Genomic DNA, 13402 nt, shown 5'->3' with positions numbered 1-13402 from the left:
ATATGAAATTAAAAGTGAAATTATGAAATCAGCCTGTTGTGATTTGTTTTTTGTTATATAATTCAACGTGTTGAAGTGTTACTTATAATGGCGTAGCGAGCCAGTGAGCTAGGGTTTTTCCTGCTGCAGTGAGCCTCTTCCTTCGCTGTATCCCTCCTGAATCCTAAGCATTCCCTCCCTGCGGGCACTCATCGGCTGAGCAAAGATTGCTCATGCTGCATGCAAAATGCGCTGTTTGTTTAGTGGACACCGGCTCAATGCCGGCGGAAGGACAGAGAGGCTGGCCGTCACGCTCGACGTGGTTACGTTGTGAGAAAGACTTATCTAACCGCGCGGCGGTTAATTGTTCGTGTGATAGGAAGATTCTTATGTTTCAGCTATAATCCGCGCCAGGAGTAGGTCTAAGAGAGCGATTATGAGGTTCTTAATCAATAACCGAATTATCTTCGATGAGGATAACTCGACGCTGGCGTTGGCGGAGGAGAACCTCGAACCGGTGACGCTCACCACGATAGCCAATCGTCTGCTCGCGCTGTTGGTAAAAAATAACGGCATCTTGATTAGCCGGGACTTTATTTTTTCCACCGTCTGGGACGATCATGGCAAAACGGCCTCGAACAGTAACCTGAACAACTATATCGCCAGCCTGCGCCGTACATTTGCCGGTTTGGGAGAGAGCGAAATTCTGGTTACCGTGCCGAGGCAGGGATTTATGTTTACCGCCGCCAGCATTCATTCCGTGGCGGACAATATGACGCAGGACGAAACTGTTCCTGCCGCGCCTTTACCCGTCCGGCGCCGTTGCGATGCCATTTTACCTAAGGTAACGCTGCTGTTTATCGGGATTGCGTTGGTATTGGCGGGCGTTTACTTTTTTACCGAACGTTACGACACCGCTTATCAGACCCAGATCGCCAGCTACAAATCTTGCCGCGTGGAGACGCTGAACGCCAGCGAGCGGATCGACGAGCGGTATATTGCCGACGCCCTGGAAAGGCTCAAAAGCCGTGGTTTTGATTGTGAAGTACCGGCAACGGTTTATTACTCTCGATTGACATACCATTATACGAACTACAAAAAGCTGATTGATTTCATCTCGTATTGCCCGAAACACCGCGTTAAGAATATGGATGCGCACTGTGAAGATGAGTTTGAGGTGATCAATGAAGGTTAGCTCGCGCCGTGCTTTCTACCTGGCATTATCTGCTGCTATTGCCCTTGTTATTGTTATATTGATTTATTTATTGACCGCCTCGCGAGATTTCCCTGAGTGCAATGCGTCTTTATCGACGACGCGCATGACGCCGAATGGGACGGTAACCAGCGGTTTGTACGTGAACATCGTGCGTTCAGGATGGCGCCGCGCGACCATTACGCTTAACGGTTTAGCCTATCGGGATGGAAAGAAGCAGGTGATAGCCCGCGTGCTCGAAACGAAGTATCACTATCATCGTGGGTACTACTATGTCGCCATTGAAAAGAAAATCCTTCAATCCATGGATAACTTCACCTACTCCGATGCGCAGACGTTTCTGTTGGGTGAGGAAAAACATTACTATGTTTTAAAAATTGCCAAATTGAATGATGACAATTTTATTATGTACTACGGCAGGCAGCCTGAGCTGCTGTGTTCCGTAACCAGAAAATGATGGGAACATCCCATAATGAGACGATTATGGGATGTGGTTGGTGATGGCGTGTATAGCAAATAACGGCAGGTTGAACGTGTCCGTGAACGGACATCTTGCTGTTTTTGTATCACTGGTAGTGAAAAACGTTACTCATTTATGGAATATAAACCACTTCGCAAGGTTGGCGGCCTGCGTTTTCTCGGCAGGATACGAGCATTTTCTCTTCAAACTGCCTGTTGTCCTGCGTGATTTTGTTATAGTAATAAACTTTAGTCTTTTTCTGGCAATTGACATAGGCCTTTACCATGTCGGTTACCGTTTCCTTCTCTGGGTAATCCCACCCCATGTTGTATATTTGGCAACCCGCGAACTGAGTGCCGCTGAATAGGTTGTTACGCACGGAGTACTGATGGCTGGCCATGATCAATGCAGCGATGCTGATGAATAGGATGAGATTAACCCATTTATTCCAACTCTGAAACTGCCGCCAGGCCGATAATAATTTTCCGCTACCACGCCCTCTGGGGGCGGCTTGCCCCGGCGGTTGCGTGGGAACAGCGGTTTCCTCCATTATGTTTTGTTCTTTTTCCGGTTCGGCAGTGGCGTGTCGGCTAATTTTTTTTGCAACGAACTTAAAGCCTTGCCGGGGGTAAGTGATTATCAACTCCGTCTCGCCAAGTTGCGCCAGATGGCGACGCAACAGTGAGATATAGTTATTCAAGTTGCTGTTTGTTCCTTTTAGTCCTCGTTCTTCCCAGACCTCTTCAAGTAATTGTTGACGCTTAATCAACATTTCATTGTTCCTGACGAAAATAGAAAGCAAACGGCAAGCCGCGGCCGCTAGCGGCTGCATATTGTGCGGGGCATTGACGCTCTCCAGGGTTCCTTCGTATTCATTGAACTTAACCCTTCCGTTTATAATGAAAATCATAGGAATCCTCTCATTTTTTGTTTCGGGAAGGGATTTTGCGCTGAGAGGTTATATTTTTCAATAACCCTGATTCTCTGTGTTTTCCAATAATATTGATATCTGTCACTAAGTGATAATTTATCCATAATGAATTTTTTATGGAGATCTAATTATTGAACTAAAAGATGTCATTTTTAGATTCTATGTGTAATTTAATGGTGTTTATTAGGTTTTAATCTCGTATTTATCGTGTTTGATGAAATAATATTTCAAGATTGCGGCAGGGGCGCTAAAGTGGCTTCACCCCGGCGATGGAGGATTTCATCGGTTGGGAAATCAGGATGAGTAATTGGTTTATTCCTTGAATAGTATGTGGCTGACCTATTAACCATGGTTATCCACTACATCAGTAATAGCCGCGTGAAAAGGCGGCTTGGTTTTTTAAAGCATCAGGCCAGGCCGTTGATACACATTACTCATTGTTAAGAAAATACCTTATGTATTAATACGATTAAGGATAATTGGTTATATGAAACTGAATAAAATCATGCTGGCTGCCGTTATGGCGTTTGGTGTTTCTTCTCTGGCTCATGCTGCTAATCAGGGCAGTGGCACTGTGACCTTCAGCGGTTCCATTATCGATGCGCCATGTTCCATCGCGCCTGAGTCAATCGATCAGACCGTTGAGCTGGGCGCCATCTCCAACGTGGCGCTGAAAAACGGTAGCAAGGCATCGACCCCGCGCGATTTTCATATTCAGCTGGAAGGCTGCGATCTGAAAACGGAAGCGCCAGGGAAAAATAACACCGTTACGCTGACGTTCAACGGTACCGCTTCGGAAACCGACAAAAAACTGCTGGCTATTACCGGTGAGGCGAAAGGCGCAGGTATTGCTATTACCGATGCTAACAAGAACCTGATCGAACTGGGCAAAGCTTCCAATGCGATTGAACTGCAAAATGGCCGTAACAAACTGAGCTTTGCTGCTTATCTGCAGGGCAGCTCGGCTTCTGATTCGGTCATCGTTCCTGGGGAATTCCAAGCCGTAGCCGATTTCACTCTGGCATATCAGTAATCTATTACCCGGTGAAATACGCGTGATTATCGGCATGCGGGGGAACTCGCATGCCATTTATAAATAAACGTTATTTCAAAAGGGAATGGTAATGAAACTTGGTTTAAAAGGTGTGAAAAGACTTCTCCTGTTTTTGGGAGTGCTAAGCGTTGAGGGAACAGCTATATCTTCCCCTCTTTTTCAGGGGCGGATAAACATGCAGGGCGCTATTAATGATGCTGCTTGCGCCATTGCTACAGAGAGCCGTGAACAAGTTTTTGATCTGGATGTTACGTCATTTTCGGATATTTATCCGGGTGGCCAAGGAAAAGAAATCCCCTTCAGTATCCATCTGGTGAATTGTATTTCAGCACTGGGGAGTAACTCAATATCTGAATGGAGACAGTTTCAGATAACTTTTGACGGCAATGTTGACGGGCAGATGTTTGGCGTGGGAGGGAAAGCGTCGGGTGTGGCACTGGCTATCAGCGATGCGGATGGCAATATCGTCAGGCCGGGAATACCTCTGCCGCTAAGTAATAATTCATTTAAAAATGGTCGATTGGATTATGTCATGAAGTTAATGACTAACAGGCAGCCATTTAGATCGGGTGAGTATTTTACTTCGGTGAGATTCAAAATGGATTATTACTGAGTCGGCCGGCTATTTCAGGGACGTTTATAGTAAAGGGTTTGAATATGATGTTTTTGTCTGCAGGAAAGCCGTTTCGTTTACCCATTCTGAGCGTCTGGATAGCGCTGGCATTGGGCAGCCTGGTGACCAATGCTGGAGCCGTGGAGGAAATCCAATTCAATACCGACGTATTGGATATAAACGATCGCAAAAACATCGATCTGAGCCAGTTTACGCGCGGCGGTTACATTATGCCGGGGACTTACGGCATGACGGTGCATGTGAATAAAAGCGATCTTCCTGAGCAACAGGTGCCTTTTTATGTCCCTGAGGACGATCCCAACGGTAGCCGCGCCTGTGTAAACCGGGCGCTGGTGGCACAGCTGGGGCTGAAAGAGGCGATGCAGAAGGAACTGACCTGGTGGCACCAGGGAGAGTGTCTGAATGAAACCAGCCTGAAGGGCATGGAGGTGCGAGGCGATCTGGCGTCGTCGTCGCTGTATCTCAGCATCCCACAGGCTTATCTGGACTATATCTCGGAGGATTGGGAGCCGCCATCTCGCTGGGACGAAGGCATACCGGGAGTGCTGCTCGATTACAACCTTAATGCGCAGGCGCAACGTCAGTTAAAGGGCGGTACGCGGTCATACAATGCCAGCGGCAACGGCACGGCGGGCGCCAACATGGGGGCCTGGCGGCTACGGGCCGACTGGCAAGCGAGTATCAGCCAGCAAAGCGGGGCCGGGCAGGGCGCGGAAAAACGGTTGGAATGGAGCCGTTACTACGCTTATCGGGCTTTGTCAGCGCTGCGTTCGAAATTGACCGCCGGTGAAGATTATCTCGATTCCGGGCTGTTCGACAGTTTCCGCTTCGGCGGCGTGAGCCTGCGTTCCGACGACAGTATGTTGCCGCCCAACCTGCGCGGCTATGCGCCGGAGGTGGTGGGCGTGGCGAAAAGCAACGCCAAGGTAATCATCAGTCAGCAAGGACGGGTACTGTACGAAACCACGGTCGCGGCGGGGCCGTTCCGCATTCAGGATATTGATGATGCGGTGTCTGGTGAATTGAATGTGCGGGTGGAAGAACAGGATGGCAGCGTACAAGAGTTCACGATGAACACCGCCAGCATCCCGTATCTGACTCGTCCCGGGTCAGTGCGCTATAAGCTGGCTTTGGGCAAACCCTCCGATATGAATCACCGTTATCGAGGGCCGCTGTTCGGCACCGGCGAGTTTTCCTGGGGGGTGAGCAACGGTTGGTCGCTGTACGGCGGTGCACTGCTGGGCGGGGATTACAATGCTGCGGCGCTGGGCATCGGCCGCGATCTGATGCTATTGGGCGCGATGTCATTCGATATCACCCAGTCGCGCGCCAAACTGCCCTACGACCGCGAGACGCTGAGCGGCGGATCATACCGGCTCAGTTACTCGAAGAGTTTCGACGAGCTGGACAGCCAGGTCACTTTCGCCGGCTACCGTTTCTCGGAGCAGAGCTTTATGAGCATGAGTGAGTTTCTGGACGCTCGTCAGTTCGGGCGACGGTTCGGCAACAGCAAGGAGATGTACACCATCAGCTATAGCCAGCAACTGCGCGAGCTGGGGCTGAGCGCGTACTTAAACTATAACCACCAGACCTATTGGGATCGGCCGGCTAACGATCGTTACAACCTGACGATGTCGCGTTATTTCGATATTGGCCGGTTCAGAAGCCTGAGTCTGTCGCTAACGGCTTACCGCAACCGCTACAACGAGCGTAACGACGACGGCGCCTATTTGTCGCTGTCGGTGCCGTGGGGCAATGGCGCCAGCGTCAGCTATAACGCCACGCTTAACCGCGGCGACAACACCCATCGGGTGAGCTATTACGATCGCCTCGACGAGCGCAGCAACTACCAGCTCAGCGCCGGCGGCTCGCGCAGCGGCGCGAATTTGAGCGGCTATTACACCCGCGATAGCGATATGGCGCGCGTTAGCGCCAACGCCAGCTATCAGCAGGACAGGTACAGCGCGATCGGCCTGTCGGCACAGGGGGGCATGACGCTGACCGCCGAAGGCGGTGCGTTGCACCGTAGCAACATACCGGGCAGCACCCGGCTGCTGTTGGATACCGAAGGCGTGAGCGGGGTGCCGGTGCGCGGCTATGGCAGCGCCGCGGCGACCAATCGCTGGGGCAAGGCGGTAGTGACGGACGTCAACAGTTACTACCGCAACAAGGCCAGCATCGATCTCGACAAGCTGGGGGATAACGCCGAGGCCACCAAATCGGTGGTGCAGGCGACGCTGACGGAAGGGGCTATCGGCTACCGCAAGTTTGCGGTGATCGCCGGGGAGAAGGCGATGGCGGTGATCAGGCTGGCGGACGGCAGCGAGCCGCCGTTCGGCGCCACGGTGCTGAACGCCCGCAAGCAGGAGACCGGTATCGTCAACGACGGCGGCAGCGTTTACCTGAGCGGCATCAACGCCGGCGAGCGCATGACGGTGCGCTGGGGCGGGGCGGGGCAGTGCGAGGTGCAGATGCCGACGCCGCTGCCGGCGGAGATGTTGACCACCAATTTACTGCTGCCGTGTCGGGCGCTGAGCGCGGGCGACGGCGGCAACGAACACTGAATTTAGGAGTTTTTATGATGAGCAAACGTCACGTTATCGGCCTGCTGGCTACCACTTCGCTGCTGGCGGGGGCTTTGACCCCTGCGGCGAATGCCGCCATCGCGCTGGATCGCACCCGGGTGGTGTTTGATGGCAGCGTGCAGTCGGTGAGCCTGAGCGTCAGCAACCAGAACAAGCAGCTGCCGTACCTGGCGCAGGGCTGGCTGGAAGACGCGCAGGGCAACAAGATCCAGAGCCCACTGACGGTGCTGCCGCCGGTGCAGCGCATCGAGCCGGGCAAGCCGAGCCAGGTGAAGATCCAGGCGTTGCCGGCGGCGAAGATGCTGCCGCAGGACAGGGAGACGCTGTACTACTTCAACCTGCGCGAGATCCCGCCGAAGAGCAACAAGCCGAACTCGCTGCAGATTGCGCTGCAGACGCGCATCAAGCTGTTCTACCGCCCGGCGGCGATCGCGCCGGAACGCAATGCCGCGCCGTGGCAGGAGCAGCTGACGCTGACCAAACAGGGCGACAAGTACATCGTCAATAACCCGACGCCGTATTACGTCACTATCGTCGATGCGGCCAGGGGCAAAGGTGCGGCCAGCCCGCATAATTTTGAACCGTTTATGGTGCCGCCGAAGGGGCAGATACCGTTGACGGTGAGCGCCTCCAGCGTAGGCGGTAGCCCGGTGCTGACCTACATCAACGACTACGGCGGCCGTCCGCAATTGGCGTTTAACTGTCGCGGCGGGACTTGTACGGTGGCGCCGGAGAAAAAATCGTCTTAATGACGAGATGGCGATTGGTTGACGTCAGTACCAGTGTTCAAAGCCTAGGGGGTCAGATGAAAAGCCTGTTATTGCGCCTGACGCTCGCCCTGAGCGCGAGCATGAGTTCGTATTGTTCAGTCGCTACGACGGACAACATGTTATTGCACGGAGCGTTGGTTACGGAGCCATGTACGTTGCGAATGGGCGATGAAGATATTCAATTGGAGTTGGATCCGGTTATTGACAAATACCTCTACATGCACAGTCGCACGCCGGCAAAGCCGTTTAGCCTGACCTTACAGGATTGCGACGTCAGCGTGGGAAAAACGGTAAAGCTCACGTTTAGCGGTACTGAAAGCGCCGCCTTGCCTGGCCTGCTGGCTTTGGATGGCGGCAGCCAGGCCAGCGGCATCGCCTTAGGGATAGCGACGGCGGAGGGGAAACCCGTCGTATTGAACAAGCCAGGTCAAGGCTATGCGCTGGTTAACGGCACCAACAGTTTGCAACTGCAGGTTTACATCCAGGCGGAGGGGGAGGCGATAGCGCAAAAGAAAATCAGTCTTGGCGCATTCTCAGCCGTCACCACTTTCGGTCTGGAATATGAGTGAAGGCGGGCTGCGACAGTTACTCAGGAGGGGATGATATGACAAGGGAAAAAGCGAGAGTGCATCGCTCATATTCATATGTTGCTTACGAACTCTGCTATTACGCCGTATTGGGCGGGCTGGCGCTGATGGTGCCACTCATTATTATGACAACGCTGTGGCTCATGCCTGCAGCGCAAGCGGCAAACGATCTCGATACCTACGGCGCCGACGGCGTGCTGCATGTGAGAGGGGCTTTGACGGAAAGCGCCTGTCGGCTGGAGATGGACAGTGCCAGGCAAGACATACGTTTGGGCGATATCGGCACCGCGCAGCTGCGGCGGGCCGGTGATCGTGGTGAACCGGTGGCATTTTCCTTGAGGTTACGCGATTGCCTACGCAGCGTAGGCGCCGGCACCAGAGATGAACGCACCGGCTCTTTGAGCTGGTCGCCTTATCAACCGGCGGTCACTATCGGTTTCAGTGCTCCTGCGGATGCGGATAATCCGCAGTTGGTCAAATTGGTGGGCGTTTCAGGCATCGGGCTGCGGGTAACGGATGCCGCGGGGCGTGATGCCCGATTGGGTGAACGCGGCGCCCCGCTATTGCTTGAGCAGGGGAACAATGTACTTACGTATAAGGTGGCGCCGGAACGAACCCCGGCGCCATTAAGGGCCGGTGCTTATGCCGCAACGATAGATTTCAGGCTGAATTATGACTGACGGAGCGAAATAAATGGCAAGTGTGAGAGGAAAACTCCGGGTGGCGGCATGGCTGTTTTTGGCATTGTCGGTTATACCCGCCGGCGCCTCTTGGGCGGATACCGCTATCTCTTTCAGCGGCACCGTGACTGCGCCGATGCCTTGCTCAATTAACGGTAAACGGGCAATAGTCACTCATTTTGGCAACGATCTTGTCACTACTCGTATCGATGGCAGTAATTACCTGAAATCGTTGGATTATACGCTGGAGTGTCATAGTAACAGCCCGAATGCGCTTCGCATGCAGCTGCAGGGCGATGTCTCTGATTTCAACCAGCATGCGTTGCGAACGACCACGATGCCTGACTTGGCTGTCGAGCTACGCGTCAACGGCAAACCTGTGGCACCTAATAGCTGGTTTAAGTTTATTTATCCCGAGACGCCGTTGCTGCAGGCTGTGCCGGTTAAACGTCACGATGCGAAGCTGTCCGGCGGCTCGTTTTACGCTACGGCGACCATGCTGGTGGATTATCAGTAGCGACCGGATTGAGGCGCAAAACATATTTTCTTCAAGGAGCCCAGCGATGTGTCCGTATTGGAAAGCGATAAGAGTGAAACGCCTGAGCGCGTTGGCTCTCTTGGCATTGATGCAAACCGGCGCGGCTCAGGCTGCAGCCACCGCGGATATGGTCTTTTACGGCACGCTGAATGCCCCACCGCCTTGCACGATCAACAATGGGCAAACCGTTGAAGTTGATTTTGGCGATCGGGTAGGGGTGAGTAAAGTGGATGGTAAAAATTACCTGCAATTGATCAACTACCGCATTACCTGTGAGCAGGGCGGTGGCGGGATGGCGTTGGGATTGACGCTTTTCGGGCCAGTCAGCGGCTTTGATACGGCGGCTCTGCAAACCAACATTCCGGATTTGGCGCTCCGTATATTGCAGAATGGTCAACCGCTTGAATTAAATAAGCGTATCGATATTGCAATTGACAGCCCGCCCATGTTGCAGGCGGTGCCGGTTAAAAGAGCAGGGGCAGAATTGCCATCGGGCGAATTCAGCGTTACGGCGACGTTGTTGGCGGATTATCTTTAGAGACCGTAAAAGGCAGTCGGTTTTATTTTACTTATTGTGAATAATTACTGAGAAATGACTTCATGTGTAAAACTTATTCCCCTTATGTGTTATTGAGCGCACTGCTCTTTTTATTGGTAAGTGAGGCGCAAGCCTTCACCTGTAAAAGCAGTGATGGTGGAGTGATTCCGGAGGGTGGTTCCAATACGCCAGTTCCGCTCAGAGTTAAAATTGGTCCTAACTTGGTTAATGGGAAAAATGAGCTATCCAGTCTCAGTCAAATTTCCTGTAAAAATGAGAGCTGGAGTACGGGTTGGTGGGATGAAATGAGGCTGAAAACAGTGCTTGTTGTAAAGCCTGAGTTATACCCTTTTACTGTTGGTGTGAAATTAGAGTTTAGTTCTTATGATATACCAGGAAATCGGCTTGATTTAGATAAACTGGTGCTTGCTATGGGGGGCGGACACGGAGGGTCTCCGTTTTACCGGGTTCCTATTAGCTTATATATTAAGGTGGGTAAGAACCCTTCGCAGGATGTTTTTATACAGAAAGGTGATGTATTAGTGCGGTTTTATATGGAACAAAGTAACAATCAGCCGGGCTGCCCCCTGTGTGGCCCCTATATATGGGATGTGGTTGCTGATAATGACGCCTACTTTGCTACGACTAGCTGCACCATCAATAAAGCCAAACAGATGAATGTCGATTTTGGGCCGATTAGTCAAGACAACTTCACCACTAGCGTGGACAGTGCAGTGGTTAAGCAGAACCAGAATCTCGATTATTATTGCGAAGGCTCTAATGCCAGTCAGGATATCGCGGTTCGTTTAGTCGGCAATACAAGTGGATTTTCCTCTGAGGCAATTCAAACTTCAAATGCGAACATTGGCATTGCCATGCTGTATAAAGGTAAGGTCATAAAGCCCAATGAAATTTTTAATTCAAAAATTGTGAACGGTATGGGAAGTGACACGTTGACCTTCGTACCGATAAAAAAGAACGTTCCTTTTAATGAGATAAATACGGGGCCATTTTCCGGTTCTGCAACGTTAGTGTTCAGCGTACCTTGACTTCCCTCTTAGGGAAGGGAACGCTTTTATATTAATAGAGATTTCGGATACTCATCTTTTATATAAAAGCGTATGAGATTTAAAAGGGGAGAGAATGAGCTCAATAAAAGTTCTTATTGATGATGAGAACGGCTATTTTGCCGTTGGCCTGCGGCTAATTATTGAGGAATATGCGCAGGAGTACGCGAAACGCGTGCGCTTTCTAACCTCAGATGATGAAGAACATCCCGATATCGTTTTTGTCTCATCGGCGCTGCGTATCCAGTATTGGCGGGTATTATGGCGTTATGGCGCCGCGTCGCATATTGTGGCGATCAAGGAGCGAAAGTCCGGCATCCATGAAGACCGATCGCTTGTGCTGTTGCGCACATGGGGAAGAGAGGCGCTCAGCGCGTTGCTGACGAATCTTTTTGCTAATTGTCATGGGGTGATACGTCCATTGGTGTCCCATCCGTTTACGTATCGCGAATGTCAGGTGATCAGCCACCTTCGAAGAGGGATGGATCAATCGCAGACGGCCAGGGAGATCGGCGTCAGTGTAAAAACGGTACATAGCCATAAACGCTCGGTGATGAAAAAACTGATGCTGAATCGCCATCGAGAATTTATGTATTGGTTAATATCGCAAGATGACTAATCTTTTTTTGAAAATGATGGCTTACTATTTTATCAGTTTTAGAGCTTTCTTTTTCTAACAAAAGGAACTTAAGTGTTTTTTTTGCTTTCTGCAGCAATACTATTTTTATTTAGCCTGTTGTCTTTTTATAAGCATCTTAAATTAGTCAGGAAAAAACGGCTGATTATTAGCCGTCATAAAGTTTTATGGTAGGAGACAACTCGTTAAATTTTAATAAACGGCGAAGCCGGCTTATTCATCTTGGGTATTGGTAAGAAGCGCCGGGGTATTGCTCATTCACACCTGGAAAGGCATTTCCTCGCCGGCGGCCACTTGCTGATTAACCAACAGAATAGGCTAACCAGAGTGTTTTCCGCCTCACAACAACCTTTCTGCCATTGATGATTGCCTGGCTGTAACCGACCCTGATCACTATCGCTTAACGCATGGCGTACCTGACAAATAATCGAACGCAGTTCGATGGAGAGTCCGTACCCCAGAAAGCGAAAAACCCGCCATAGGCGGGTTCTCTAAATATGGTGCCCGGACTCGGACAACCGGCGCTGGCGCCGCGTTGAACAGCGCTTTAGCGCTGGCCCGCAGGGTGAGGCCTTCAGGCCGAATAATCGAACGCAGTTCGATGGAGAGTCCGTACCCCAGAAAGCGAAAAACCCGCCATAGGCGGGTTCTTCTGAATAGGGCGACCGGACTCGGACAACCGGCGCTGGCGCCGCGTTGAACAGCGCTTTAGCGCTGGCCCGCAGGGTGAGGCCTTTGGCCGAATAATCGAACGCAGTTCGATGGAGAGTCCGCCCCCCAGAAAGCGAAAAACCCGCCATAGGCGGGTTCTTCTGAATAGGGCGACCGGACTCGGACAACCGGCGCTGGCGCCGCGTTGAACAGCGCTTTAGCGCTGGCCCGCAGGGTGAGGCCTTCAGGCCGAATAATCGAACGCAGTTCGATGGAGAGTCCGTACCCCAGAAAGCGAAAAACCCGCCATAGGCGGGTTCTTCTGAATATGGTGCCCGGACTCGGAATCGAACCAAGGACACGGGGATTTTCAATCCCCTGCTCTACCGACTGAGCTATCCGGGCAACGGGGCGCATTAAACCGTATTGGCCGGATGGCGTCAATCGCTTTCTGTCACAAAGCCGATCGGTTGCTCTATTTTCAGGCAGCGAACCCGGCGGGATGGGGGGCGGGGGGATATCGCCTTTCAATAAATATGCATATAAAACGTGTATTTATACCGATGACACGAGCGTGGGTTATTATTTTTTAATTAAATAACAATGCATTATGATTTAATCAACGAGCGTTCAATCAAGGCGATTCTTGCTTGAACCCCGCAACGAATCATGCAATCATTGCGCAAATTTTAGCACTCTCCGTTCCCTGACGGTGTTCACGCTTCTTATAAGCCAGAGGGTTATTGGCATGACTGGTTTTGTTGCTCAAGCGCTGCTGCGCACCAGACATCTGACGCCGCCACCGTTCCGCCGTTGTTTCCTCCGTACGCCATCCGCCCGAATACGCCTGCCGGCCATGCGGTAAGGCCGCCTGATGCCCGCTGTTAGGCATGCGTAAAGCCAGCGCTGCGGCCCTGATTTTACTGATGCCTGTCGGACGCTGCCAAGACCAGTTTTCCCGATAGCCGCCTGATGATCGCCGATCATGAGCCGGTCACGCACGCCGCTTATGCTGCCGTGCCCGGGTATCGCTTTTACCGGGATAACCGCGTTATCTCATTACCGTGCCGGTGGCACA

At 51.8% G+C, this 13402-nt stretch carries 13 protein-coding genes and 1 tRNA gene; 12 read left to right on the top strand and 2 right to left on the bottom strand.

From position 1 onward, the window contains the following. Nucleotides 1-415: 415 nt before the first annotated feature. Together SSARUM2_RS20735 and SSARUM2_RS20730 are read left to right on the top strand one after the other, a co-directional pair. Nucleotides 416-1174 carry a helix-turn-helix domain-containing protein gene (locus SSARUM2_RS20735; protein WP_060453170.1) on the top strand — a complete coding sequence of 253 codons (759 nt, stop codon included), beginning with the start codon at nucleotides 416-418 and terminating at the stop codon, nucleotides 1172-1174. Next, the gene (locus SSARUM2_RS20730; protein WP_033636027.1) at nucleotides 1164-1649 is read left to right on the top strand and encodes a hypothetical protein; all 486 of its coding nucleotides are present in this window, start codon (nucleotides 1164-1166) and stop codon (nucleotides 1647-1649) included. The genes SSARUM2_RS20735 and SSARUM2_RS20730 overlap by 11 nt, the downstream gene beginning before the upstream one ends. A gap of 136 nt (nucleotides 1650-1785) precedes the next feature. Here SSARUM2_RS20730 and SSARUM2_RS20725 read toward each other — a convergent pair whose 3' ends face one another. After that, nucleotides 1786-2562, bottom strand: a complete 777-nt coding sequence (locus SSARUM2_RS20725) for a winged helix-turn-helix domain-containing protein (RefSeq protein WP_049235435.1) — start codon at nucleotides 2560-2562, stop codon at nucleotides 1786-1788. A 508-nt stretch (nucleotides 2563-3070) separates the two neighbouring features. Between SSARUM2_RS20725 and SSARUM2_RS20720 the strand changes: the two genes are divergently transcribed. The 10 genes from SSARUM2_RS20720 to SSARUM2_RS20675 all read left to right on the top strand — a co-directional run bounded on the left by SSARUM2_RS20720 (nucleotide 3071) and on the right by SSARUM2_RS20675 (nucleotide 11655). Further along, entirely contained in the window at nucleotides 3071-3616 is a 546-nt protein-coding gene (locus SSARUM2_RS20720) for a fimbrial protein (protein ID WP_041036694.1), read from the top strand. Nucleotides 3617-3707: 91 nt separating this feature from the next. Next, the gene (locus tag SSARUM2_RS20715) at nucleotides 3708-4250 is read left to right on the top strand and encodes a fimbrial protein (protein ID WP_225369090.1); all 543 of its coding nucleotides are present in this window, start codon (nucleotides 3708-3710) and stop codon (nucleotides 4248-4250) included. Between the two features lie 44 nt (nucleotides 4251-4294). Next, complete coding sequence (locus tag SSARUM2_RS20710) at nucleotides 4295-6835, top strand: outer membrane usher protein (RefSeq protein WP_060431354.1); 2541 nt, start codon at nucleotides 4295-4297, stop codon at nucleotides 6833-6835. Between the two features lie 14 nt (nucleotides 6836-6849). Continuing rightward, nucleotides 6850-7605, top strand: coding sequence for a fimbria/pilus periplasmic chaperone (locus tag SSARUM2_RS20705; RefSeq protein ID WP_094860153.1), 756 nt, complete (start codon nucleotides 6850-6852; stop codon nucleotides 7603-7605). Nucleotides 7606-7661: 56 nt separating this feature from the next. Beyond that, nucleotides 7662-8195: a fimbrial protein gene (locus SSARUM2_RS20700; RefSeq protein WP_077791485.1), complete on the top strand. Its 534-nt coding sequence runs from the start codon at nucleotides 7662-7664 to the stop codon at nucleotides 8193-8195. 35 nt (nucleotides 8196-8230) lie between these two features. Beyond that, a complete protein-coding gene (locus tag SSARUM2_RS20695) occupies nucleotides 8231-8893 on the top strand; it encodes a fimbrial protein (RefSeq protein WP_049235437.1) in 663 nt (220 codons plus the stop codon). A gap of 13 nt (nucleotides 8894-8906) precedes the next feature. Next, entirely contained in the window at nucleotides 8907-9410 is a 504-nt protein-coding gene (locus tag SSARUM2_RS20690; RefSeq protein WP_049235438.1) for a fimbrial protein, read from the top strand. Between the two features lie 46 nt (nucleotides 9411-9456). Then, nucleotides 9457-9969, top strand: a complete 513-nt coding sequence (locus tag SSARUM2_RS20685) for a fimbrial protein (RefSeq protein WP_223479953.1) — start codon at nucleotides 9457-9459, stop codon at nucleotides 9967-9969. Between the two features lie 62 nt (nucleotides 9970-10031). After that, on the top strand, nucleotides 10032-11018 hold the full coding sequence (locus tag SSARUM2_RS20680) for a fimbrial protein (protein ID WP_072270163.1): 987 nt from the start codon (nucleotides 10032-10034) through the stop codon (nucleotides 11016-11018). A gap of 94 nt (nucleotides 11019-11112) precedes the next feature. Then, a complete protein-coding gene (locus SSARUM2_RS20675; RefSeq protein WP_041036684.1) occupies nucleotides 11113-11655 on the top strand; it encodes a LuxR C-terminal-related transcriptional regulator in 543 nt (180 codons plus the stop codon). Between the two features lie 998 nt (nucleotides 11656-12653). Here SSARUM2_RS20675 and SSARUM2_RS20670 read toward each other — a convergent pair. Then, nucleotides 12654-12729 (bottom strand) — tRNA-Phe (locus tag SSARUM2_RS20670). Nucleotides 12730-13402 lie beyond the last annotated feature (673 nt).

This window comes from Serratia sp. K-E0102 (assembly GCF_029962625.1).
GTDB lineage: Bacteria > Pseudomonadota > Gammaproteobacteria > Enterobacterales > Enterobacteriaceae > Serratia > Serratia sarumanii.
This window is presented reverse-complemented; position numbering and strand designations above follow the sequence as displayed.

Excerpts from the sequence above, each read along its gene's own strand:
- SSARUM2_RS20735 (WP_060453170.1), top strand. The coding sequence starts at position 416 with ATGAGGTTCTTAATCAATAACCGAATTATCTTCGATGAGGATAACTCG.
- SSARUM2_RS20730 (WP_033636027.1), top strand. The coding sequence starts at position 1,164 with ATGAAGGTTAGCTCGCGCCGTGCTTTCTACCTGGCATTATCTGCTGCT.
- SSARUM2_RS20725 (WP_049235435.1), bottom strand. The coding sequence starts at position 2,562 with ATGATTTTCATTATAAACGGAAGGGTTAAGTTCAATGAATACGAAGGA.
- SSARUM2_RS20720 (WP_041036694.1), top strand. The coding sequence starts at position 3,071 with ATGAAACTGAATAAAATCATGCTGGCTGCCGTTATGGCGTTTGGTGTT.
- SSARUM2_RS20715 (WP_225369090.1), top strand. The coding sequence starts at position 3,708 with ATGAAACTTGGTTTAAAAGGTGTGAAAAGACTTCTCCTGTTTTTGGGA.
- SSARUM2_RS20710 (WP_060431354.1), top strand. The coding sequence starts at position 4,295 with ATGATGTTTTTGTCTGCAGGAAAGCCGTTTCGTTTACCCATTCTGAGC.
- SSARUM2_RS20705 (WP_094860153.1), top strand. The coding sequence starts at position 6,850 with ATGATGAGCAAACGTCACGTTATCGGCCTGCTGGCTACCACTTCGCTG.
- SSARUM2_RS20700 (WP_077791485.1), top strand. The coding sequence starts at position 7,662 with ATGAAAAGCCTGTTATTGCGCCTGACGCTCGCCCTGAGCGCGAGCATG.
- SSARUM2_RS20695 (WP_049235437.1), top strand. The coding sequence starts at position 8,231 with ATGACAAGGGAAAAAGCGAGAGTGCATCGCTCATATTCATATGTTGCT.
- SSARUM2_RS20690 (WP_049235438.1), top strand. The coding sequence starts at position 8,907 with ATGGCAAGTGTGAGAGGAAAACTCCGGGTGGCGGCATGGCTGTTTTTG.
- SSARUM2_RS20685 (WP_223479953.1), top strand. The coding sequence starts at position 9,457 with ATGTGTCCGTATTGGAAAGCGATAAGAGTGAAACGCCTGAGCGCGTTG.
- SSARUM2_RS20680 (WP_072270163.1), top strand. The coding sequence starts at position 10,032 with ATGTGTAAAACTTATTCCCCTTATGTGTTATTGAGCGCACTGCTCTTT.
- SSARUM2_RS20675 (WP_041036684.1), top strand. The coding sequence starts at position 11,113 with ATGAGCTCAATAAAAGTTCTTATTGATGATGAGAACGGCTATTTTGCC.